The organism is Paenibacillus sp. DP01, from assembly GCF_044784315.1.
Lineage (GTDB): Bacteria > Bacillota > Bacilli > Paenibacillales > Paenibacillaceae > Paenibacillus > Paenibacillus polymyxa.
Map to the genome: position 1 here is coordinate 3,797,883 of NZ_CP173059.1, position 24,374 is coordinate 3,822,256.

The following is a 24,374-nucleotide window of genomic DNA, read 5'->3' on the forward strand; positions in this document are numbered from 1 at the left end:
CCCTCCACCAAGGCTGCCATGAGATAAAAAAAGACCTTCTGCGCGCTTCAAGCCGCAGAAGGTCCGCAATGTTACGCTTCTATTCGAGGAAATCCTTCAGTCGCTTACTGCGGCTTGGATGGCGCAACTTACGCAGCGCTTTGGCCTCAATCTGACGAATACGTTCACGTGTAACACCGAACACTTTACCCACTTCTTCAAGAGTTCTGGTTCTTCCGTCGTCCAAACCAAAACGGAGACGCAAAACATTCTCTTCCCGTTCGGTCAACGTATCCAGTACATCCTCGAGTTGTTCCTTCAGAAGCTCATAGGCAGCTGCGTCTGCAGGCGCCAATGCTTCCTGATCCTCAATGAAATCCCCCAGATGTGAGTCATCCTCTTCACCAATTGGTGTTTCCAATGAAACCGGTTCTTGGGCAATTTTCATGATTTCCCGTACTTTTTCCACGCTTAGCTCCATCTCGGCAGCCACTTCTTCCGGCGTAGGTTCGCGCCCCAGCTCTTGCAACAGTTGACGCGATACGCGAATTAGCTTGTTGATCGTTTCCACCATATGCACCGGAATACGGATCGTTCTAGCCTGATCGGCAATTGCGCGTGTAATCGCCTGACGAATCCACCAGGTTGCGTACGTACTGAATTTAAAGCCTTTTTCGTAATCAAATTTTTCTACTGCCTTAATCAAACCCATATTACCTTCTTGAATTAGATCCAGGAAAAGCATGCCACGACCAACATAACGTTTGGCAATACTTACAACCAGACGCAAGTTTGCTTCAGCCAACCGACGCTTAGCTTCTTCATCGCCGTTATTGATCCGTTTGGCAAGCTCCACCTCATCATCAGCAGAAAGCAGCGGTACACGACCGATTTCCTTCAAGTACATCCGGACTGGGTCATTAATTTTAATACCGGGAGGCAGGCTCAGATCGTCATCGAAATTAAAATCATCCCCGTCATTGTTTTCCGGGTCGTCATTTTGACGCAATCTGGTAACTTCTTCGTCGTTGTCATTTACAACCTCAATCCCCAAGTCACCCAGCTGCTCATAAAACTCATCCATTTGCTCGGGGTCCTGATCAAACGGCGACAGTTTTTCCATGATATCTTTGTAGTTCAGAGAGGAACTTTTTTTACCCAACTCAATCAGTTGATCTTTGACCTGATCCAGTGTTAATTCCGTCTCCAGTTCAGTATGCTGATCATTCGCCATCTTTCGACTCCCTCCTCCTAGAAACATCCGACCTCTGTGTGTTCATTGTCTCTCTAGGGCTATAATCTCACTTGCAATTTGTGCTGCACGCAAAAAATCACCTAAGCGCTCAGCGGTTCTCATTTCTTCCCTTTTCAAATCCAGTTGCTCCTGCAATGGAAATTTTCGCACTTGACGAATATAATCATCCAAAATGTGCGGTGCCCATACGCCTGGAGCATCCATCATCATGATCGAACTTACGTTCTTCTCCAGTCGGTCGTCTTGCAAAGATGAAATAAAACGGCTTGTATCCGGTAACTTCCCTTGCGCGTAATAGGCATATAGATAAGCAGCAATTGCTGCATGATCCTCAATATTAAAGGCGTCCCCCAGATGCTTCTCTACATACTCTGCAGCTTCTAAATCCTGCATCATCCAGTGAAGCAGCCTACGTTCAGCCACATGGTAAGCCGGCAACAGATTAGGCGTAGAAACCTGCCCTTTTTTATGCCTACCATTATTCCACCCATTTTCGTTATTATCCCCAAAGTTCTGTTTTTTTTGCAGGGTTTGGCGGAGTAAATTGCATTCTTGCTTTAAGGTTTCAAAATCAACCTTGACTTCGGCTGAAACTTCGCGCAGATACACTTCCCGCTCAGTCGGGGATGACAGAGGTGCAATGACATTTAATGCTTCGCGGGAATACGCGATTCTTCCTTCTTCCTCTTGCAGTATATGGTTTTTTTTCAGATATATAAGCTTAAATTTCACCGTTGAAACAGCACTTTCGATAATTTGGCGTTGAAATCGTTCGGCGCCGTATTGCCGGATAAAATCATCCGGGTCCATACCGTCGCTGACTATCGCTACTTTCACGTGAAGTCCCGCATTTTCCAACAGTGGAAAATTTTTAAGCGCTGCCGCTTGTCCTGCCCGGTCACCATCATAACAAATAATAACCTCGTCGCACAGTCCCTTTAACATCGTAGCATGATGCTCCGTTAGAGCTGTCCCCATGGCGGCCACTCCATTTTGTACGCCAGCTTCCCATGCCGAGATCACATCGCCATAACCTTCAAAAAGAACACTTTGACGAAGCTTGCGAATTGAGGTTTTAGCATGATGGAGATTGTACAGCGTTCGGCTTTTGTTAAATAGCTTGGTCTCCGGTGAGTTCAAATACTTCGGCTGCCCCTCGCCAAGTATACGGCCCGCAAAGGCAATAACTTTTCCGTTTCGATTCCAAATGGGAAACATGATACGATCTCTGAATCGATCTACATATCCGTCACCCTCATGTCGGGGAGAAATAAGCCCTCCCTTCTCCATCTCGACAGGATCAAAAGAACGCTTCTCTAGAAACTGAACGATCGTATCCCATCGGTTGGGTGCATAGCCAATTTGGAATTGGTCAATGATCTTGTCACTGAATCCCCGTGAACGCAAATATTCCATGGCTGGTTTGCCGTGCTCCGTATTTTTAAGCAAAAAATGGTACATCTTAGATGTTAGTTCATACGCTTGCAACAGCCTGTCCAACTCAGGATGCTGATGCGATGAATCACGTCCCTGCCATTCGCCGAGCGGAATATGACTTTCTTCTGCCATTGTCCTGACAGCTTCGGGAAAGGATAGTCCTTCGATTTCCATCATGAACTTGATGGCATTGCCTCCCGCGCCGCAGCCGTAGCAGTAAAAAATCTGACGATCCGGTGTCACGGTGAATGAAGGGGTTTTTTCGGAATGAAAAGGACAGAGGCCTTTCATATATTTCCCCTGTTTGGTCAAATGCACGTACTTGCTTACCGTATCTACAATATCATGATGTTGTAAAACTGACTCGATGATATCGTCCGGTATGTTACCTTGTCCGGCACTCATATTAACCACCTTCATCTCTTTAGCACGTAAATATAATTCGATACCGTTATTCATTCTCCTGCAAGCGAAGTAAAAGTTTTGTCAGTTTATGTTGAAAAACTTCACGATCCTCTAATGTAAACGGTTTAGGACCTTTTCCATAACGTCCTTTTTTCCGTTCTTTGGCAGAAGTGTGGCGTCGGTCCAGCATGAAGTCTATCGAATCGTTTCGATACATCGTTCCGCGAAAAGACATCACTTCACACCCTTTTGCCAAGGCAAGTGCAGCAAGACCATAGTCGTTGGTTGTTACAATATCTCCGCGGCGGATATGATTGGCAATATAGAGATCGGCACTCTGGTCGCTTCGGTCTACTTTAACAACGCTTACGCCTTTGCTGCCCTGAATGAGATGATCATATGAAGATACCATAATAACGTCAATATGAAAACGGGAAGCTGTCTCTGCTATTTCACTTTTAACCGGACAAGCGTCCCCGTCAACAACGATCCGTATATCCGGGAAATTTCCGGACCCTCCCATGAACATCCCCCATCTCGCATCCGCATTCGAGTAAAATACGGAACGGCTGCAAGATCACTCTTACACCGTTCCGTATATTTATACCCATTTTTTCAAGTTGTTCATACTACCACAACCGACGTTTAAACTACAAGCTTGGAAAAATCAGCAAAACGCTTCAATTCTGAGTCAATAGCAGCCAGCAATGCCAAACGATTATTACGTACAGCATCATCCTCAGCCATAACCATAACGGAATCAAAGAACGCCGTCACCGCAGGAGTAATGGATGAAGCAAGCGTCAATGCTTGTGTCGCATCACCTTCCTGTAAAGCTGTACAATAAGACTCATAGGCGCCATACCATGCTTCATATAGGTTTTTCTCGCCCTGTTCCGTAAATTCACCCGTATTCACTGACTTATGAACTGCTTTAGCAGCCAAATTACCTACGCGATTAAAAGACTCGACTGTTGCCTTGAAGGCATCCCCTGTTTGTACAGCAGTCATTAACGCAGCTCCGCGGTTAACAACGGAAGCAACATCGTCATATCCAGCTGAAAGCACAGCATCCACAACGTCATAACGAAGTGTCTCGGACAATAGTTTCTTCACGCGTAATCCGAAAAACTCATGTAATTCTTTACGTATTTCATCTGCAGAACGTTTCATATTTCCAAAGTTGCTGTGCACATCAAGCGCGATATTGAACACATCAGACAACGTAGCCGAAAGCTTACGATCTAACAGGATCTGCACGATACCCGCTGCCTGGCGACGAAGCGCGTAAGGGTCCTGTGAACCTGTCGGAATAATGCCGATGGAGAAGCAGCCTGTAATGGTATCTATCTTGTCTGCGATACTTACAATCGCTCCAGCGTTCGTTGAAGGAACCGTTTCACCTGCGAATCGCGGCTGGTAATGCTCAAACACCGCTCTTGCCACTTCTTCCTTCTCTCCAGCCTTACGAGCATAATCTTCGCCCATAACCCCTTGCAGTTCCGGAAATTCATAGACCATTTGTGTTACAAGGTCAAATTTACAAATATCTGCTGCTCGGCTAACCGATTCCTGTGTATCTTGGGAAACACGTAGCTTCTCTGCCAGAGCATCGGCAATGCGGCGAATCCGGCGCACTTTGTCTCCAACCGTTCCCAGCTCTTCGTGGAAAACGATGCTTTCCAGCTTGGAGAGTGCATCCTTAATTTCCAGCTTCTGATCTTCTTCATAGAAGAATTTGGCATCAGACAGCCGCGCACGCAATACTTTTTCGTTTCCTTTTGCAATGACTTCCAGTGATTGACTGCCACCATTACGTACCGTAACAAAGTATGGCAGCAGCTTTCCTGTGCGATCCAGCACTGGGAAATAGCGTTGATGTTCACGCATGGAAGTAATCAATACATCCTTCGGAATGTTCAGGAACGCAGGGTCAAAGCCTCCGAACAGCACTGTTGGAGTTTCCACCAAATACAGCACTTCTTCCAGCAAATCGTCCTTGACCGCAATCGTCCAGTCTTTTTCGGCTGCAAGTGCTTCAATCTGCTTCACAATAAGCGATTGACGTTCCTCAATGTCCACAATGACATGCTGCTTGTGAAGTACTTCGACATAGTCCGCCGGGCTTTCTACAATGGCCTCCTGTCCAAGGAAACGATGTCCTCTTGTCACATTCCCTGACTGTACGCCAGCAATCTCCAAATTAACAATATCGTTGCCAAACAAGGCTACCAACCAGCGGATTGGACGAACAAATTTAAAGTCATAACTCGCCCAGCGCATAAATTTAGGGAATGTCATGGCATGTAAAATGTGTAGTAAACCTTCAGACAGCACATCTGCCGTCGGTACACCTATGCTGCTCTTGGTCGCGTAAATATATTCCACGCCTCCAAGCTCTTTGAACGTGAACTGTTCAGGATCAACACCTTGGCTACGGGCAAAGCCTAGAGCAGCCTTACTCCAGTTACCGGCTTCATCAAGTGCGATTTTGCGGGAAGGTCCTTTAACTTCTTCGTTAATATCTTCCTGCTTCTCCGCTACTTCCTTAACAAGTACTGCCAAACGACGAGGTGTAGCATAAGCCTCTACAGCACTGTAAGCAATACGCGAGCTGTCGAGCCACGCTGTCATACGTTCCTTCAACTGCTGAATCGCATTCGGGATAAAACGTGCAGGAACTTCTTCCAATCCGATTTCAAATAATAAATCCTTAGACATTTGCCGCACCTCCTTTCTTCAACAGCGGGAAGCCCAGCTTCTCGCGCTCCTCTAGATAGGTCGCAGCGACCTGGCGCGCCAAATTGCGTACTCGTATAATAAAGCCAGTCCGTTCCGTTACACTGATTGCTCCGCGAGCGTCCAGCAAGTTGAACGTGTGAGAACATTTCAGCACATAATCATAGGCTGGGAATACAAGATGCTGCGCCATCGCTTTATTCGCCTCTTCTTCATACATATTAAAAAGAGTAAATAGCATTTTGACATCAGATACTTCAAACGTATACTTGGAATGTTCGAATTCTGGTTGATGGAAAACATCACCGTACGAGATTCCAGTGACCCATTCCAAATCGAACACATTTTCCTTGTCCTGGATGTAGGAAGCAAGACGCTCCATACCGTAGGTAATTTCAACCGCAACCGGACTGGCATCAATACCACCCACTTGCTGGAAGTAGGTGAATTGGGTAATTTCCATACCGTCCAGCCATACTTCCCAACCTAACCCCCAGGCTCCCAGCGTCGGTGCTTCCCAGTTGTCTTCCACGAAACGAATATCATGCTCCAGTGGGTTAATCCCCAAACGGTTCAAACTCTCCAAATACAATTCCTGAATATTATCAGGTGAAGGCTTCAAAACCACTTGAAACTGATGATGCTGATACAGGCGGTTCGGGTTCTCACCATAACGTCCGTCAGACGGACGGCGAGAAGGCTCAACGTAAGCTACGTTCCACGGCTCAGGTCCAATTGAACGTAAATACGTCATCGGGTTCATCGTACCTGCCCCTTTTTCCGTATCATAAGGCTGTACAATAATACAGTTGTGTTCAGACCAAAATTGTTGCAGCGTTAAAATCATCTGCTGAAAATTCATGGGCACACGCTTCCTTTCCAATTCCCTAAAATGTTGGTGATTTCTAAACATTAAGCTCATATGTACAGGGCTAATTTATCCCATAAGCCTTGCTAGAGACAGCAAAAAGCCCCCGCCTCTACGCCTGTACAGACGTAGGGACGAGAGCTGACTCCCGCGGTTCCACCCTACTTGATTGCGATCCTACATCACCAGTCAGATCGTAATCCTCTTTTCCGTGTCCATTCAGACGCTCCAGAGTGCCATGTTCACGAACAATTCCCACTGGGCTTACACCGTCCCCAACTCGCTAACTACAGAGAATACGTCTCGTTACTTTCTCGTTCAATGCATCTGCTCCCAAAGGAGATATATAGTAGGATATTACACGTTTTCAGGGATACAGTCAAGAGAACACCGTATTTCACATATCGTACTTATCAAGCTGATCCAGGAAATTACGGGATTTCAGCTTAACCTCCAACTGCATATCCATGAACTGACGCATGACATGTTTGATCTCCAGCTTGGTGGAGTCCTTCACGTCGATATTGCCGAGTCGATTTAGATCCATTTGGGCGAACAAGCGCAGCAGCTTCAACGTACGTGGAGCAACACTCAACGCAGCTGGATCAAAATGCTTGTAGCCCCGACACAAAACCCCACCTAACCTCGGACTGATAAACATATCCTCATCAGCACATTGTTGACCGCTTGAAATACAAGCATCAAGCTGAGGTGCATATCCGGCCGCCTGCAATATTTTAAATTCATAAATACTCATGACGATCAGCGGATCTTTGCCACTCTCCAATGCCTCCAAACAGGCTTTGAGCTGCTTAAACCAAAATGCACCTGTTTCCTCATCCTGTAATACCCGATCAAGCAGTTCACAAGCATAGGAAGCGTAAGCAGCCTTTGTAATATCCTCGCGCAGTGTATGGTGGGATTGGATAATTTCACCGGCATTCAGTGTGCCTAAGCCTGTGTTACGAAAAAAAACAAATTCACCGTACGTAAACGGCTGCGTTAAAGCAGCATGACGGCTTTTGGATTTTTTCGCGCCTCTGACCAGCACACCTACTTTGCCTCCGCTTTCGGTGCAAAGCGTAATAATTTTGTTCCCCTCACCGTAATCCATGCTGCGGATGACGATTCCTTCCATCCTGTAAAGCATGCTTCTTCCCCCAAACATTCGCGAAGAAGCCAGTGGTTCGCTCTATTCACGGGCTTCTTCATGCTCGTCCGACTCTCCTTCATCCGTGTCTTGCTCCCTTGTCACGGCGCTCTCCCTGTATAACAGATACGCATCGACATCTCCAGTCATCGCAAAATACTTCCACGAAAAATCTCGCATTCGTATTCATCCTTTCTTCGGAAATGACGTCTGCATCTCAAAAATAGGATGATGCGAAGAGGGAAGAAGTATGCGATGAAATTAATGGATTACGTTGAAAAAGGCTACTGTGTACGGTCTGGTCACCGCTTCGCGAATGATTTGATCTTACGATCGCTGTTACCCCTGAATTTATTTTATCCAATGAGAAAAGGAGTAAATCAGGAGTAAAGGCGAACGCTGACGCTTCTTCAGATTCAAATTCTTCGCTCCGCTACAACGTGCATACAGTTACAATAGCTCTTTTAAAAAGCACTCCTTATTTCATCGCTGGAAGAAAGGGTAAGAGCAAGAAGTTAAGCGCCGCTTATGCGCGGCGCTTGGGATGATTAGAAGACTGATACTTATCTCCGTCGTAGAGATCGGTACGGCTTTTTTATGATACTTACAACAACTATACATATTATTTAACATCAATTTTAGCCTCAATAAACCTTTGACGACCAAAGTGATGGTAGAATCGATATCTGCTTTTAAGCGTCGCGATGGAAGCCCAGATCACGAAGGACACGTTCCTGGTTACGCCAGTCTTTTTTGACTTTAACCCAAAGTTCCAAGAAAATTTTGGAGCCTAGCAAATTTTGGATATCCTGGCGAGCTTGTTTGCCCACCTCTTTGAGCATGGCTCCCTGTTTGCCGATAATGATCCCCTTCTGGGAATCACGCTCTACAAAAATAACCGCCATAATATGCACTACACCATTATCCTGTACTTTCATGTCTTCAATCATAACCGCAATAGAATGGGGTACTTCCTCACGTGTCATGTGCAAAATCTTTTCCCGAACCAGCTCGGCAATGACAAACTGCTCTGGATGGTCGGTAATTTGGTCATCAGGATAATATTGCGGACCTTCTGGCAAGTATTTTTGAATCTGGTCCAACAGAGTGTTTACATTATTGCCCATTTTGGCCGAGATCGGCACAATTTCCGCAAAGTCATACAACTTGCGATACTGCTCAATCAGGGGCAACAATGCCTCCGGCTCAATGCGGTCAATTTTATTCAACACCAATATAACTGGTGTTTTGACTTGTTTAAGCTGTTCCGCAATAAAACGGTCGCCTCCGCCCAAACCTTCAGCAGCGTCAATCAGAAAAAGTACCGCTTCTACCTCACCCAATGTATTAAAAGCGGTCTGATTCATATAATCGCCCAGTTTTGACTGGCGCTTGTGAATCCCCGGTGTATCCAAAAATACAATTTGTGTGTCCTCTGTGGTGTATACACCGTGAATTTTATTCCGTGTCGTTTGGGGTTTGTCTGACATGATGGCAATCTTCTGCCCAATGACATGGTTCATCAATGTTGATTTTCCGACATTGGGTCTGCCAACAATTGCGACAAAGCCGGATTTAAACTGTTTCTTAGCCATTTTTTTTATTTCCTCCAGCGCGATTAAGCACCTAATTTTTATTTTTGTTTTTTTCATTAAAGCAGCTGACTCATTAACGTCAACAAAGGTCTATAAAATACAAATATGCCAATAATTACAGCAAAAACCGCTGCCAGGAGCACGGCTCCGGCGGCGGTGTCTTTAGCCGCTTTGGCCAGCGGATGAATATCAGGTGAGATTAGATCCACCGCTGCTTCAACAGCGGTGTTGATCAGTTCGGCTACCATGACTATGGCAATGGCCATGCACACGAATAACCAGTCGAGCCGGGAGATGCGCAGAGTTAACCCTGCCACAATGACAAGGAGCGCCACGACCGCATGTATCCGCATATTTACTTGCGTACGCAGAGCGTATACCACGCCTTCTGCGGCATAGCGAAAGGTCATTCTCCAAGGCTGACGTCTCATTACCGTGTCAACCCCACTTGAGCCAGCACAGCTTCCTGCTTACCCATCATTTCCGCTTCACTTGCATCGTCTTGATGATCATAGCCTAACAGATGCAGAAAACCGTGAACAAACAAAAAACCGATTTCACGCTCAATCGAATGTCCATATTCTTCGCTTTGAGCTTGGGCTGTCTGTACAGAAATAATAATATCTCCTAGAACATCCGGTACATCGTTTAAAGGATTTTCTTCCGTCGGTTCGTAAATTATTTCAAGCTCTTCATCTAGTGTTTCCTTCATAGCAAAAGACAACACATCAGTAGGACGATCAATTCCGCGATAATCCCTGTTCAACTCATGTATTTGATCATCATTCACGAAAGTAAGGGCAACCTCACCGTCCATAACCCCTTCCGCTTTGCCAGCCTCCTCTAATAAGGTGTTCAGCAGCGTGATCAACGATTCGTTAATTACCATATCGTTTTGTTCATTATTCCAAGCTAATTGAAGGCCCATGCCAACCGCTCCTTTTAATTCTAATGCTTTAGCTGTGCTTCATGCACAAGTAATATTAAGCTTTTCCACTTTCGGGCTTAGGTCTTTCCTCTGGATATTCAATACGGGAATGAAAAATTCCCATTACTGTTTCCTTGAGCGTTTGGGCCACGATATCAAGCTCCCTCATGGTCAGTTCACAGTCGTTAAACTGGTGATCATCAAGACGGCTCTTAATAATTTTTTCAATCATGGATTCTACCTGCTCCACCGTAGGTTTTCGCAAGGATCGAACTGCTGCTTCCACACTATCAGCAATTCCTACTACAGCAGCCTCTTTCGACTGAGCCTTCGGTCCCGGATAACGGAAATCATCCTCTGTGAAGTCAGGCTCCACCCCCCGTTCTTCCGCCTCACGCAATGCCTTGTGGTAAAAATAGTGCAGAAATGTCGTTCCGTGGTGTTGTTCGGCTATATCACGAATCGGCTTGGGTAGCTTGTAATCCAATTGCATTTCCACACCATCACGGGCATGGGCTATAATGATGGATTTACTAAGCTTGGGCTCTATTGTATCATGCGGATTTTCCATCCCATTTTGATTTTCAATGAAGTATGAAGGCCTTTTGGTTTTACCAATGTCATGATAATACGAACCAACCCGGCACAACAACCCATTTGCTCCTATAGCCTCCGCTGCGGCCTCCGACAGATTACCTACCATTACACTATGATGATATGTTCCGGGAGTCTCGGTAAGTAGCTTGCGAAGCAATGGATGATTAGGATTTGACAATTCGACAAGCTTCAGTGCCGACAAGATGCCAAAGGTGGATTCAAAAAATGGCATTAGCCCTATAACAAGGATCGCTGTAACCAGACCACCTGCAAAAGCAAAGGCTACCCCATAGAGTGTCGTTGTTTGAGTCCAGTTCCCTTGGTCAATCAGCGCCAAAGAAAAAACAGCCAGAGCCCCGAACAGGCATACCATAATAGATCCCTTGAACAGCGTTGAACGCTGGCTGGCCCGGTGGGTAGAAAAAATCGACGCCAGACAGACCACAAGGGCAAAAAAACCAAAATTAAAATCAAAAATTTGTCCCTGACGAACATTCAAAATAACACTTGCCAATATACTGAATATAACGGCACATACGAATGCCAGCGACATATCAAGCAACAACGTTACAAGCATAGCTCCAAGTGCGATAGGCGCCAGATAGCCGAGGTAGGATCGTTCACTAGTCTGCAGTATAGAAATTAACATCATAGCTCCCACTGTAATCACAAAGATTAACACCAGCATGAGCAACTGTGCATTATTATACTTGAAGTTTCGTGTTCGTGATTGAAATTGACGAATATACATAAACAGACCCAATGCCAGCATCATAGACAGCAACAGCAGGCCAAATTGTGGCCAATAGTTGATTTTATCCTTGAGCAGCTCATTCTCATCAAGCAGTGTATAGATTTCCTGGGTAATAATCTCACCCTTTTTAACAAGTACTTCACCCTGTTTAATGTAAACTGTAGGTGTATCTTCACGAGCCTGTACTTTAGCGTCCTTCGTAGCTGTATCATCATAAAACTTGTTGGCTGTAATCACAAGCCTTGCAAGTTCCTGAACAACCTCCCGGGAGGTACGTTTAGTAAGAGAGCTTGTACTCACCCGTTCAGCTACCTTGGCTCGAGCCGTCTGGGCATCCGTAATTTGATCATTCATCAATCCTGTTACAATCTCACGGGCTACGGGCCGCATTTCGGCAATATCCTCAGATGTAAGTCGCGGAATTTTGATGTATGTCTCCTCTGGGATTCGGTACGTTTGCTCTTTCGTTTTTTCCAGCACCTCATCCAGCAATTTATCTGGGTAGGCATCCGCATTACGGCTGTTGTTCACAAAATTTTGCACGAATTCCCGTGCACGTTGAGGAATCTCATCCTTATAAATCGAAATCTTATCTGCTCTGGAGACCTGATCATCCTGATTGAGCCGTTCAATTCGATCCAAAATACCGGTAATCAGGTTATCGTTGCGGATCGGTACAATGGTATACATGGGCTGCACGCGCTCAGCAGATTCCTCTTGGGCCTTCAAAGTCGCCTTACTGTTAGGAAGCTGCATTGGAGCGACAATTTCCTTTTCACTCGGTTGATTCACCCGGATGTCATAGCGTTCGGGAAGCAGCTTGGACGCAAAACCCACATAAAAAAGAACCACCAAAAATAAAAACAGAAGATAGCGTGTCGCCACGCTATACTTCCATCCATTCATTCTATGCTGGAACGTTTTTCCTTTAGATAATTCCTTCGAGGTCATCTAAAACAATCCCTCTCCATCATCTTTTTCAAGGCAGCTATGCTGCTCATTTTGTTCGTTTTCTGATCATACCCACTATACTCGTGCTCAAGGGCTTATGCTTGATTTTCAGCAACACGGTCATAAGCGACGATGATTTTTTGAACCAGGGAATGACGGACAACATCCTCTTCCGCAAACTGGACAAAGCCTATTTCCTCAATCCCTTTTAAAATCGCATTTGCTTCAATTAGACCGGATTTTTTGCCACGAGGTAAATCAATTTGTGTAACATCGCCGGTAATAACCATTTTGGAACCGAAGCCAAGTCGAGTCAAAAACATTTTCATTTGTTCTGGTGTGGTATTTTGGGCTTCATCCAAAATAATAAATGAGTCATCCAGCGTACGACCCCGCATATAAGCCAGTGGCGCAATTTCTATCAACCCGCGCTCCAACGCTTTTGCCGTCTGCTCAGGACCCATCACATCGTATAGGGCATCATACAACGGGCGTAAATACGGATCAACCTTTTCCTGTAAATCCCCGGGCAAAAAGCCCAAGTTCTCACCAGCTTCTACCGCAGGACGAGTCAGTACAATACGCTTGACTGAACCTTCCTTTAGAGCAGCTACGGCCAGCACTACAGCCAGATAGGTTTTACCAGTACCCGCTGGGCCAATCCCAAATACAATATCGCGTTTTTTAATCGTGGTTACATAGTGCTTCTGTCCAATCGTTTTGACACGAATCGGTTTGCCCCGAAACGTTGTCGTAATTTCTCCCTTGAACAAATCAAGCAACTGATCGGCGCGCAGATCTTTTGCCAGCTCAATCGCATAATGGACATCCCTTTCGGTCAGTATATACCCATTACGAATTAACTGGAGCAAAACATCGAACAATTGTTCGAGCACTTCCACTTCGTGAGCATCTCCAAAAACATTAATTTCCGCCTCACGAGATGCTATTTTTGCAGGAATAGCTGCTTCGATCAATTTTAAAAAGGAATCCTGCGGGCCGAATAACGCCTGACCTTCTCCCGCACTGTTCAATGCAATTTGTATGCTGCGTTGTTGTTCTGCCAAATAGCCTCATTCTCCTTGGTTATGAACTAACGGAAGTTCTTCCGCAATATCCTGTTCCACTTCAAAAAGTACTTTCATATAAACTTTACCATTCTCTCTCTTCTCATGCAAAATTTTTTGGCTCATTATTTTCGTTCCTTTGCCGTATTTAGCTAAAATATCCGCGCGTGCGCCTTCTATTCCTGACATTTTGGCTTCTGTTTCCGTTAACTTCTGCTCTTGTATCTTGGTCTCCCTCACACTTTCATTCATCCAACCCATCGGAAGTTTGTAAGAACGCCATGTTAGCGGATCATGTTCAACGGTTGTTTTATGTGTAGAATAAGGTATTTTCCCATATCCCCACAATTGTATCGCACGGTTGCCTAGCACCAGATACAAGCGATCGTGGCTATTCCCCGTATATGTGCTGCTGCGTCGTACCATGGGACTACTAATTTCATATTCATGCCACACAAGCCCCTTAATCTCTCCTTTGGCTACGACCTGTTGCTGATTCTCCTCATCTCCAAGCGTTCCTGAAATGAGAATAGCTCCTTTTTTGACCCGTGTATTTTTATGCACAACAGGACGTCCCTGCTCGGCAAAAATTTCAGTGACTACCGCGTCCGCCTTACTGATGAGATGACGTGGACTGTAGAGCGGCGGGGGAGTAGGCTGTGAAGCTTCAACGACCTGAATTGTCACCAAGGTTCCCTGCCTTTCCACACCGATCCAGGATGCCTCTGGAAGCTTCTGCATGAGTGCGCGCGAAAGCTTGTCCTGGCTGGAAAGGCGAAAACTCCATTGAAACGGATAAAGCCCCTCCTGTCGGGCTGCTTTGAGAACAGCTTCCGTTGGGAGCTTGTCATTCCCCTTCACTTCAATGTCCCAGATGAGCGATGACATCAGCAGGAGTCCTATCCAGAACAAGGCCAGTCCTGCGAGAAAAAATTTACGTTTGGCGAGTCGTACAACAGTAAAGGGAAGTCCTTGACGTTTGAGAACATGCATTTTGCAGCCTGTCCTTCTCAAAAGCGGACGCAACAGGAAGACGTGCGGCAGCAGAAGGTTCATTTCTGCAAGTCTAGTACCCATCGGCCGCACGTTCCAAACAGGTATATGGTGATCAGTGAGTAAATTAATGAAAGCTTCCACACTTTCGCCCTCGACAGCTAGGGTAACCGTGCCACGCAGCTTTGCTAAAGCGGGATGTTTCACGAGCCTTCCTCCGTTCCTTCCAATTGAATATCCGTAATATGTCCCTCTACACTTACCTGGTCTGGCAGGATAGACGTAATGATTAGATCATGGCCTGACACTCTTAGCCTGCCTTGCGCAAGTGCAAGTACGAGCTGGTCTGGTGTAAAATCCACCACACCCCGGTGATTTTCTACATAAAGCTGGCGGCTGCCGATGAGGGTTAACCGCGGCAGATCAAATAGAATATCCTGCGGAAGCTCCAACGTCTCGCTGGCCCACTTTCGCAGTTTGCGGCTCATCCGGCTCATACGGCGAAATCTCCTTTCCTGTCATCAGAACAACTGTTATCCAACGGCTAATAGTTGTGTTGATGGCAGCTATGCTGCTTTTTTATAATCTTCTGTTATTACCATTAGCACTCCATCGTTGTTACGACAGCAGCTATGCTGCTTTTTTAATCGCTTGTTATGACTATTCGGTTTATCCTATGTCTCGATCATCACTGGACACTGTTACACCAGCGTCACAGATATCTGTACTGTACATTTTATGATCCAGTCATCGCATTTATGAGGCTAAACTTACAATTCGTAGCAACTGCAATATTAAAGAGGAAAAAGACCATGCTTTATAAAAATTCACATAAAAAAAGACAACCTCGTTTTCATATCAAAACAAGGCTGTCTTTTTAGTTTCACAGTATGAAATGGTTAGTTTTCGGAATCCTGATTCAAAAGAGAGTTTTTTCGGGAGTATAAAAAGTAAATAACCATACCAATAACAAGCCAAATGATAAAACGAATAAACGTTTGACCATTCAGATTAAGAATAAGAACCCCACATGAAATGATAGCCAGAATAGGAATAAATGGAACCCCAGGACATCGGAAGGCTCTTGGCAAATCAGGTTGTGTTTTTCTCATCACTATGACAGCGACTGAAATCAGAATAAATGCTGATAAGGTTCCAATGTTCACCAAGCTTGCTAACTCATCCAGCGGGATCAACCCACCCATTAATGCAGATAAAGTACCAAAAAACAACGTGTTAATATAGGGTGTTTTATATTTGGAATGAACCTTTGACAATACTTTAGGTACTAAGCCATCACGTGACATCGCAAACATAATACGGGTTTGACCATATAACATTACCAGCATGACCGTTGTCATCCCCAAGATGGCTCCGATATCCACAATACCCGCCACCCAATTCTGACCGGCAACCTGCAAAACTAATGACACCGGATGGGAGATACCTTCAAATTGCATAAACGGCACAATACCTGTCATAATCGCGCTAACGATCACATACAAAAGCGTACAAATAGCAAGCGAGAAAATAATGCCACGTGGTAAATCACGAGCTGGATTTTTGGTTTCTTCAGCAGCTGATGAAACAGCATCAAAGCCAATGAAAGCAAAAAACACAAGGGCTGCGGCTCCAAACACCCCACTGAACCCAAACGGCATAAATGGTGTCCAGTTGTCTGGCTTCACATATTTAGCAGCAACAATAATAAACAATAAAACGACAACAATTTTTACAATAACCATGATGTTGTTAATTCGTTTGGATTCTTTTATTCCAAAATAAAGCAAGAATGTGATAGCCATCAAAATTAAAAAAGCTGGAAGGTTAAAATAAGTAGTTCGGTCTTTTAAAGCTCCTGGCGCAGCAGTGAATTCAACCGGGATATGAAGACCAATTCCTTTCAAAAAGGATACAAAATAACCCGACCAACCTGCTGAAACAGCGCTGGCAGCCAACATATATTCCAAAATTAAATCCCATCCGATAATAAAAGCCAATAGCTCTCCCATCGTAGCATATGTAAAAGTGTAAACAGAACCGGATACTGGAACGGTGGAAGCAAACTCAGCATAAGCCAATGCTGCGAACAAACAAGCGAGCCCCGCAATCACAAAAGACATTACCAAACCCGGACCAGCCGTAACTGCTCCCGTACCTGTCAAAACAAAAATTCCCGTTCCGATAATGGCTCCAATCCCAAGCATTGTTAAATCAAACGCACCCAATTCCCTTTTAAGTGCTTTTTCCCCACGTGTAGCAGCGATCAGTTGATCAATGTTCTTCTTTCTGAACAAGCTATTCCCCATCCATCCCATCCTCCTAAACATAAATTTTTACTTTTTGTATAACCCTGTGACATCACCTCGATATAAATCAAATTTTAGCTAAATATGGGGTAAATTTTCATAAGTTCTATCGTTGAGAACATTATATATAAAAAAGAAAAAATGAAAACGACTTTTGGAAGGCTTCGTTCATATTGTTACATTTGATCATTTTTCACATAAGTATTTTCACAAATGAGATTCTAAATTAGACAAAATGCCGTCTTTTTAGATGACAGTAAATGTCAGAAGAATGTAGCATATATGAGATCATCACATTCGTTGTTAGGTAATTTGAGCATTTGTCGTTAGGTCTTTTTTTATTCTAGCAAGTTTATGTATTGCTAAAAACATCGCAAAAAAAAGATCCGCCACAGCCAAAGCCGTGACGGATCACTATCATTTTAACGTCTTCCTCCACCCATGTAACGCTTGGAACGCGGAGGGCCTAATATCTCTGCCCAAATTACACCTCTGCGTAGGTCAGCTGCATTCACGGTACCCCGCTCTTGAGAAGTTTGCTCTAGCCCATCTGTAATTTCCTCCGAATCACTCGCATTGGATATACGATCGAGTCGGGCTAAAACCATCCTTCGCTCTTCTTCCATAATACGAATCCGATCCTCTAGAGTCGTACCGTTATCTAATGAATCTTGGTCCATCTGTTCTTCCTTTTTCAGCCCGTCCCCCACTTCTTCTATACGACGAGCTTCCATCACCGCCCGTCGCTCATTAGGAAATTGACGTTGCAGCTCTCCAGTAACATCTTGCTGACGTCGCTCTATCTCAGGTTCCGTTGTGAAAGGTCTGGACGACGTCGAGGACCCGCGCGAACCATGATCACCACCAAAGGTAGGCATACCTTGCCGCGGGGAAGATTTCCGATCTCCACCTTGAATGCTTTTCCCCAAAAAGGACACCAGTGCAAAGCCAATCACGATCAAGATATACAAATGGTCAAAGATCCAGCTGATAAAATTCATTACTCACCGCCTAACTGCTATAGTTCATCGGCCCGTCCATTAGTTAATCCCGGTTCTTGTTATCATTCCCCGAGTTCTCATTCGGTTTGCCTAAGGAACTACGCATTTGCGTATCTGCCTCAATATTTTTTAAATTCATATAGTCCATGACGCCAAGTTTACCACTACGCAGCGCTTCAGCCATTGCCAGAGGCACTTCGGATTCGGATTCCACCACGCGCGCTCTCATTTCTACAACACGTGCCTTCATTTCCTGTTCTTGCGCTACAGCCATCGCACGCCGTTCTTCGGCTTTTGCCTGCGCAATACGTTTGTCTGCTTCCGCCTGCTCTGTTTGCAGGAAGGCACCGATATTTTTACCTACATCAACATCTGCAATATCAATCGACAGAATCTCAAATGCTGTCCCTGCATCCAAACCTTTGGATAGTACGGTTCTCGAAATGGAATCTGGATTTTCCAGCACGTCTTTATGCGAGTTACTGGAACCAACCGTTGTTACGATACCTTCACCAACCCGAGCAATAATCGTTTCTTCTCCTGCACCACCGACGAGTCGATCAATGTTGGCACGCACCGTAACACGAGCTTTAACCTTCACTTCGATACCATCCTTGGCGACCGCAGCAACAATAGGCGTCTCAATAACACGCGGATTAACGCTCATTTGGACCGCTTGCAGAACATCCCGTCCCGCAAGATCAATCGCAGCCGCACGTTCAAATTCAAGCGGAATGTTAGCGCGCTGCGCGGCAATCAACGCATTGATCACTCGGTCTACATTCCCCCCTGCGAGAAAATGACTTTCCAGCTGATTGATATTCAAGCCCAGACCAGCTTTGGTAGCCTTAATGAGGGGATTGACAATTCGGCTTGGCGTGACGCGCCGCAACCGCATAGCTACTAGCGTAATGATACCGATCCGCACACCCGAAGCCAGCGCCGAAATCCACAGCATCACCGGGAAGAAACTAAAAAACACACTCAATACAATAATCACTACTACGGCAATCAGCAAAATACTGACAATACCCGATTCGAACACTCGCATCATCCTCCATTAATCTAATTCTTCGTTGTTAGCTTGCTAGACGCTCGCGTCTGCCTTGACTACAATTCGCCCGCCTTCTACTTTGGATACGATAATCGGCATATCCGGGGCGATAAACTCCCCATTCGTTACGACATCCACTCGCTCGTCAGCGATTAGCACCGTTCCAGCTGGACGTAATGGGGTCAGACTGACACCCCTCTGACCTAGTAACGTTTCCCGATTCACAACCGAAGAAAACCCTTGGTCAGCCGTTAAACGTTCCTGAAGTATAAAACGGTTCCATATCCCTCGGTCCTTAAAGACAACCGCGATGATCGCCACCACGGCAACAGCCGCTGCAAAAGCAATCCCCAAAGATATAAACGCATGCTGCATGTTGTATGCTGCACGGACTACACCCGCGACAAGGCTGATGGAACCCAAAATACCCAGAATGCCAAAGCTTGGAATGAACATTTCAAGTATAAGCAGTGCCAGACCGATAATGAACAACAGCCACGTCTCCGAACCTGCAAAGCCAGCGATATAATTACCAAAGAAATACAAACCAAATCCAAGTACACCTAAAATTCCCGGTACACCAAAGCCAGGTACAAGCAGTTCAATAACTACACCCGCGATACCAACAAATAAAAGCAATGTCTGCACGATCGGGTTGGTCAATATCTCGGCTGCTTTTTCAGCCCATGTGCGCTCCACATGGATTACATCATCTGTACTGTAGCCCATCCACTGGATAACTTCTTGTTCCGAAGACGCGATGTGATCCGCGTACCCCAATTTCAGCGCTTCCTCACTGGTTAAAGAAATGATCTGGCCATTTTCCTTATTAAAATTCATCTCCGGGATAGATACAGTCGATTTGGAGTCGACCATGCCTCTAGCAATATCGGGATTGCGCCCGCCAGCTTCTGCGGCAGATGCCATGCTGCTCTTCCACCAAGCTATCGTTTTTGGGTCTGTAATAGCATTCCCCCTGCCGTCTACTAACGCTGCTGCTCCGATAATACTCCCCGGTTTCATAGCAATCTTGTTAGCACTCAACGCAATATAGCTACCCGCTGAGGCCGCTTCTCCCTTTATATAGGCTACGGTCGGTATGGGACTGTCTTTAATCAGTTTGCCCAGCTTCTCCGCTGTATCTACCCGTCCGCCGGGAGTGTTAATATCCAGTAAAATCAGACCTGCTTTGGAATCAACCGCTTCTGCAAATCCACGCTCCATAAATTTGCCCAGACCCTGTTCAATTTCCTGATCAACTGGTATAACAAACACAGCTCCACCCTTTGTTTGAGCTGCCGCTGATCCAGAATGAACTAAGGGTAACAACAGAACGGATATCATAATCCACAACGTTAAAAAGACCAATTTGCGGCTGGAGTGGTGATGTTCTCTATGCATTTCTTTCCCCCCTTTCGATCTTTCCTTGTTACAGCATACCAAACTTTGTTAGACAAACTATACAGTTTTCAGGATTTAATGTGAAATTATTGGGTATATTGCTAATCCTGACGCCTGTCAAATACTTTACGCCCCTAATGGACATCACGTTTCACACAATTGCGAGAAGCGCTTTCATAAAGGCGTTTTCCACCATTCTCTTTTATGACAGGCGTCACACATATAGAAATAACACCCTCTGTAAACAGAGGGTGTTGTGTTTTCCTGTTTGTCGCAGGGTTTATTGCAGAAATTGCTGAACCGCCTGGTTCACGAGCTTACCGTCAGCACGACCTTTTACCTTAGGCATTAAGGCCGTCATTACTTTCCCCATCTCGGCTTTCGAAGAAGCACCGGTTTCCTGGATGGTCTGCTGTACAATAACTTTAATTTCTTCTTCAGAAAGTTGTTCAGGAAGGTACTGAGCGATGATCTCTATTTCTGCTTTAGTGCTTGTCGCAAGTTCATCACGACCGGCTTTTTCAAACTCATGGAGGGCATCTTTTCGCTGTTTGATCTCACGACTCAGAATATCAAGCACTTCGTTGTCGTCCAAATTCCGTTTCAAATCTATTTCAAGATTTTTAATCGTAGAACGAACCATTCGAATGGTGGAGAGTTTGAACTTGTCCTTACTCTTCATTGCTTGCTTCATATCTTCGTTCAATCGTTCGCTCAAATTCATGATTACTTAGATCCTCCTAGAACTTTCTCTTACGAGCAGCCTCGGACTTTTTCTTGCGCTTTACGCTTGGCTTTTCATAATGCTTGCGTTTCTTCACCTCAGCCAATACGCCATCCTTAGCAATGGAGCGTTTAAAGCGACGAAGTGCAGCATCAATTGTCTCGTTTTTGCGAACTTTAGTTTCAGACACCAGTTTTCCCTCCCTCCGACCAGACCGTCCAAGAGCAATAACACGGTTCATCAAATTTTATTATAGGTGAAACGGAAACCAGGTGTCAACCTATAAGAAAAAATGAGTACATAGAAGGAACTTTTTTTCCCGTCACTTCCGCATTACTGAAAAGACTAGCTCTGTCATTTTTAAGAATGCGAGTCCGAAATACCTGTCAGGGCACCTAATTTGGCGCCGCCCAGCAAGTGATAATGCAGATGGCCTACCGCTTGTCCACTATCCGGTCCACAGTTGTTAATCAACCGATAACCAGACTCAGCGATTCCCAACTTTTTCGCAACCTCAACCGCAACACGATGAATCTCCGCGATAAGAGGAAGATCCTCCTCCGTTACAGCATTCATTGAAGGAATGTATTTTTTTGGAATAATGAGCACGTGTACTGGCGCCGCAGGCTGGATGTCATGAAATGCGAGCACATTGTCGGTTTCCAACACCTTTTTGCTGGGGATGCTTCCATCCACAATTTTCAAAAACAGATCGTCCATTCAAAACCCTCCTTTGGCAGTGAGCCGATCATAAGCAATTAAACATCAGCAGTCCTTGCTCTCGGCATTCAAAGTTATGTATTTTCCACACCAAACAGAAACATAACCAATCATGATTGGTTATGCCTTTGTTTCTATATGTATCATAACGGAAAATGGGGCTTAATACCAGTTTCCCTTACTAACTTCCTCTACTATAGATTTAACTCCTTTATCAATTAGATCCGGCTGTGCACGCGAAATACTTATGCGCAAAAATTTTTCTTGTTCCCTGTAGCTTGATAAATAAAAGCCTTTTCCAGCTACAACTTGGATGCTTCTCGCGTTAAGACTGTGTACCAAACGTTCCAAATTCACCGTCCTCGGCAGCTTAAACTGCGTATAAACACCTGAGGTTGCAGCTGGAGTTTGAATGTACCCGGACTGATTGTATCGTTCCACCGCCTTGTTCAGAATACGAACGCGCTCCGAATACAGTTTGGATATCGTGTGTTTATGGCGTTCATACATTCCATTTTTAATATAGATATCAAGTGCTGCCTGAGACAAAATGGATGTGTCAACATATCTTTTATAGGTACTGAACGTCTTTAATAAGTTTTCTGGCAGTACCGCAACCCCTAATCGCAAGCCAGGGAAAATGATTTTTGAGAAGCTTTTCAAGTAAATAGTGTGCTCTGTCTGATCGTATGCATAAATAGGATCAACAAGATGATCAACTCCCAAATCAGCCATATAGTCATCTTCTACGATGTACACATCATATTTCGCAGCCAAGGCAGCTATCGTTTTTCGTTCCTCCGTGTTATATGAGATACCAAGAGGATTATGATGCCTTGACATGGTATAAAAAAATTTGATGTTACCCTGCTTAAATTGGTTCTCCAACTCATAAAAATCTAGACCTTCCGCTGTCCGTGCAATCGCATTGACGGGTATGCTCTCTTCCTCCAAAAAACGCAAATAAATATCGTAGCTGGGCTGCTCGACCAAAATCTTTTCTTTGCCATTGGGAAACGGCATTTTCGCGAGTATTTCTAATGCTTGTTGAACACCTGAAGTAACGATAATCCGATCTGTTTTTGCAAACACCTGAGTATCAGCCAAATGAGAGACGAGCGTATGTCGCAATGTTTCCAATCCTTGCGAATCCCCATATGTGAACAGATGATATTTGTAAGTGTCAATAGCCTGATTTAGACAATGTTGAAAATCTAGATATGGAAATACATTTAAATCCGGGGATGCTGAAGCAAAATCAACGTAGTCGGAAATATGGCTATGGTGTACGTCACTGGGGTTTTCCACTACATAGTATCCGCTTTGCGGTATGGAATAAATGGCATGCTTCCTTTCAAGTTCAGCATAGGCTCGCAGAATTGTGCTTTTGCTGCACTTGTATAGCTCCGAAGCATCACGGACCGATGGCAGCTTGTAACCAGATCTATATTGTCCCTCGCGAATTTTAAGCTCTATATCTAATAAAACCGAAACATATTTTTTCACGATATCCTCCTGCCTGTTCAGTACATCCTCTTTATATGCTTATTCCTTCTTATGTTTCTGTACACGCTTGATGTTAACATGGTTTTTAGATAAACAGGATACCTCTTTTCACTAAACTGTACCCATACAGTCTCCATTCATAAATAATTGTAACCTCGATAAAGGCTGTAAGCGTTATAGCTCATTAACATATTGAGACGGTAGATGTGAAAAAGAGGCTGTTTCTTCATGCTGGAAGAAACAGCCTTACTTAGTGATGATGTATGGATACGCCTATATAGCCACTTATACTGTACAAGGGCTTTAGGCGGGAGAGAGTAGAACGATGGTCAGGCAACGAAGAAGATCGGATTAGTAGTAAGGCAGTAAACTAATCGCTGTCAACGCAGCAAGTGGCAGAATCAAGCGATTAAAGCGGCGACGTCCGTATGGGAATCCATACGCATAGGCGGGTACTGGGACCGGGTAAGGGTACGGATAAGGGTACGGAGGATAAGATGCATAGCCGCCATAAGCACGGGAGCCGCATCCACAATTGTTGGGCGGATAGGGGAGATTAACATTCTCCATTTCTTCTCCACCCATAGGAACGGCTAAGTATATCTTTTCATCATCCACATGCTCTACTATTCCGTCATACATTGTCCCATCCTTTACCCATACGCATACATAACGATGCATATGCTGTTGACATAGTGTTTTAGCATCCATCTGTTGCGATGCTGTAACATTTTCGGTTATCATGCTTTTTTCCATGGTTGTTTCCTCCTAGACTCTTGCATGTATACCGTATGTTATTCAAAAACGGGCTATGTGCTACATCAAATTGGGCGAATTCCGGCTACAAAAAAAAGAAGCACCCCGGGAGCTCTTGGCAGAGCCCCTCTGAACGGACGTATGACGGGAAGACTTCTTCCGCAGCATACGTCCGCCGGGGTGCT

At 44.9% G+C, this 24,374-nt stretch carries 24 protein-coding genes; all 24 read right to left on the reverse strand.

Annotated elements, in window-relative coordinates:
- Positions 1-79: 79 nt before the first annotated feature.
- Positions 80-1,213, reverse strand: coding sequence for an RNA polymerase sigma factor RpoD (gene rpoD, locus ACH59B_RS16605; RefSeq protein ID WP_007431230.1), 1,134 nt, complete (start codon positions 1,211-1,213; stop codon positions 80-82).
- Between the two features lie 42 nt (positions 1,214-1,255).
- Positions 1,256-3,130, reverse strand: coding sequence for a DNA primase (gene dnaG, locus ACH59B_RS16610; protein WP_173426142.1), 1,875 nt, complete (start codon positions 3,128-3,130; stop codon positions 1,256-1,258).
- Positions 3,123-3,599 (reverse strand): YaiI/YqxD family protein, encoded by a 477-nt coding sequence (locus ACH59B_RS16615; protein WP_017428153.1) that lies wholly within the window; start codon positions 3,597-3,599, stop codon positions 3,123-3,125. Before ACH59B_RS16615 ends, dnaG begins: the two co-directional genes overlap by 8 nt.
- 122 nt (positions 3,600-3,721) lie before the next feature.
- Positions 3,722-5,797, reverse strand: a complete 2,076-nt coding sequence (gene glyS, locus ACH59B_RS16620) for a glycine--tRNA ligase subunit beta (RefSeq protein WP_039276140.1) — start codon at positions 5,795-5,797, stop codon at positions 3,722-3,724.
- On the reverse strand, positions 5,790-6,677 hold the full coding sequence (gene glyQ / locus ACH59B_RS16625) for a glycine--tRNA ligase subunit alpha (RefSeq protein WP_039276142.1): 888 nt from the start codon (positions 6,675-6,677) through the stop codon (positions 5,790-5,792). The genes glyS and glyQ overlap by 8 nt, the downstream gene beginning before the upstream one ends.
- Before the next feature lie 118 nt (positions 6,678-6,795).
- Complete coding sequence (locus ACH59B_RS16630) at positions 6,796-6,942, reverse strand: hypothetical protein (protein WP_155399770.1); 147 nt, start codon at positions 6,940-6,942, stop codon at positions 6,796-6,798.
- 138 nt (positions 6,943-7,080) lie between these two features.
- Positions 7,081-7,833, reverse strand: coding sequence for a DNA repair protein RecO (gene recO, locus ACH59B_RS16635; protein ID WP_016821583.1), 753 nt, complete (start codon positions 7,831-7,833; stop codon positions 7,081-7,083).
- A gap of 42 nt (positions 7,834-7,875) precedes the next feature.
- Complete coding sequence (locus ACH59B_RS16640) at positions 7,876-8,013, reverse strand: YqzL family protein (protein ID WP_404302160.1); 138 nt, start codon at positions 8,011-8,013, stop codon at positions 7,876-7,878.
- Positions 8,014-8,525: 512 nt separating this feature from the next.
- On the reverse strand, positions 8,526-9,428 hold the full coding sequence (era, locus tag ACH59B_RS16645) for a GTPase Era (protein WP_016821584.1): 903 nt from the start codon (positions 9,426-9,428) through the stop codon (positions 8,526-8,528).
- Between the two features lie 56 nt (positions 9,429-9,484).
- Complete coding sequence (locus ACH59B_RS16650) at positions 9,485-9,859, reverse strand: diacylglycerol kinase family protein (RefSeq protein WP_016821585.1); 375 nt, start codon at positions 9,857-9,859, stop codon at positions 9,485-9,487.
- Positions 9,859-10,356: an rRNA maturation RNase YbeY gene (gene ybeY, locus ACH59B_RS16655; protein ID WP_016821586.1), complete on the reverse strand. Its 498-nt coding sequence runs from the start codon at positions 10,354-10,356 to the stop codon at positions 9,859-9,861. Before ybeY ends, ACH59B_RS16650 begins: the two co-directional genes overlap by 1 nt.
- A 55-nt stretch (positions 10,357-10,411) precedes the next feature.
- Entirely contained in the window at positions 10,412-12,658 is a 2,247-nt protein-coding gene (locus ACH59B_RS16660) for an HD family phosphohydrolase (RefSeq protein ID WP_031461798.1), read from the reverse strand.
- A 95-nt stretch (positions 12,659-12,753) separates the two neighbouring features.
- On the reverse strand, positions 12,754-13,725 hold the full coding sequence (locus ACH59B_RS16665; RefSeq protein WP_016821588.1) for a PhoH family protein: 972 nt from the start codon (positions 13,723-13,725) through the stop codon (positions 12,754-12,756).
- A 6-nt stretch (positions 13,726-13,731) separates the two neighbouring features.
- Positions 13,732-14,925, reverse strand: coding sequence for a sporulation protein YqfD (gene yqfD / locus ACH59B_RS16670; RefSeq protein ID WP_016821589.1), 1,194 nt, complete (start codon positions 14,923-14,925; stop codon positions 13,732-13,734).
- A complete protein-coding gene (gene yqfC, locus ACH59B_RS16675) occupies positions 14,922-15,215 on the reverse strand; it encodes a sporulation protein YqfC (RefSeq protein ID WP_016821590.1) in 294 nt (97 codons plus the stop codon). Before yqfC ends, yqfD begins: the two co-directional genes overlap by 4 nt.
- A gap of 402 nt (positions 15,216-15,617) precedes the next feature.
- Entirely contained in the window at positions 15,618-17,027 is a 1,410-nt protein-coding gene (locus ACH59B_RS16680) for an amino acid permease (RefSeq protein ID WP_164964485.1), read from the reverse strand.
- 422 nt (positions 17,028-17,449) lie between these two features.
- Positions 17,450-18,028 (reverse strand): hypothetical protein, encoded by a 579-nt coding sequence (locus ACH59B_RS16685; protein WP_019688053.1) that lies wholly within the window; start codon positions 18,026-18,028, stop codon positions 17,450-17,452.
- Between the two features lie 43 nt (positions 18,029-18,071).
- Entirely contained in the window at positions 18,072-19,073 is a 1,002-nt protein-coding gene (floA, locus tag ACH59B_RS16690; protein ID WP_016821594.1) for a flotillin-like protein FloA, read from the reverse strand.
- A gap of 42 nt (positions 19,074-19,115) precedes the next feature.
- Positions 19,116-20,483 carry a nodulation protein NfeD gene (locus tag ACH59B_RS16695; RefSeq protein ID WP_031461801.1) on the reverse strand — a complete coding sequence of 456 codons (1,368 nt, stop codon included), beginning with the start codon at positions 20,481-20,483 and terminating at the stop codon, positions 19,116-19,118.
- A gap of 280 nt (positions 20,484-20,763) precedes the next feature.
- Positions 20,764-21,207: a GatB/YqeY domain-containing protein gene (locus tag ACH59B_RS16700; protein ID WP_013372151.1), complete on the reverse strand. Its 444-nt coding sequence runs from the start codon at positions 21,205-21,207 to the stop codon at positions 20,764-20,766.
- Positions 21,208-21,223: 16 nt separating this feature from the next.
- Positions 21,224-21,397: a 30S ribosomal protein S21 gene (gene rpsU, locus ACH59B_RS16705; protein WP_005547957.1), complete on the reverse strand. Its 174-nt coding sequence runs from the start codon at positions 21,395-21,397 to the stop codon at positions 21,224-21,226.
- Positions 21,398-21,567: 170 nt separating this feature from the next.
- Positions 21,568-21,927, reverse strand: a complete 360-nt coding sequence (locus ACH59B_RS16710; protein ID WP_013372152.1) for a histidine triad nucleotide-binding protein — start codon at positions 21,925-21,927, stop codon at positions 21,568-21,570.
- A 162-nt stretch (positions 21,928-22,089) separates the two neighbouring features.
- Positions 22,090-23,433, reverse strand: a complete 1,344-nt coding sequence (locus ACH59B_RS16715) for a PLP-dependent aminotransferase family protein (RefSeq protein WP_016821596.1) — start codon at positions 23,431-23,433, stop codon at positions 22,090-22,092.
- Positions 23,434-23,784: 351 nt separating this feature from the next.
- Positions 23,785-24,189 (reverse strand): hypothetical protein, encoded by a 405-nt coding sequence (locus tag ACH59B_RS16720; RefSeq protein WP_017428162.1) that lies wholly within the window; start codon positions 24,187-24,189, stop codon positions 23,785-23,787.
- Positions 24,190-24,374 lie beyond the last annotated feature (185 nt).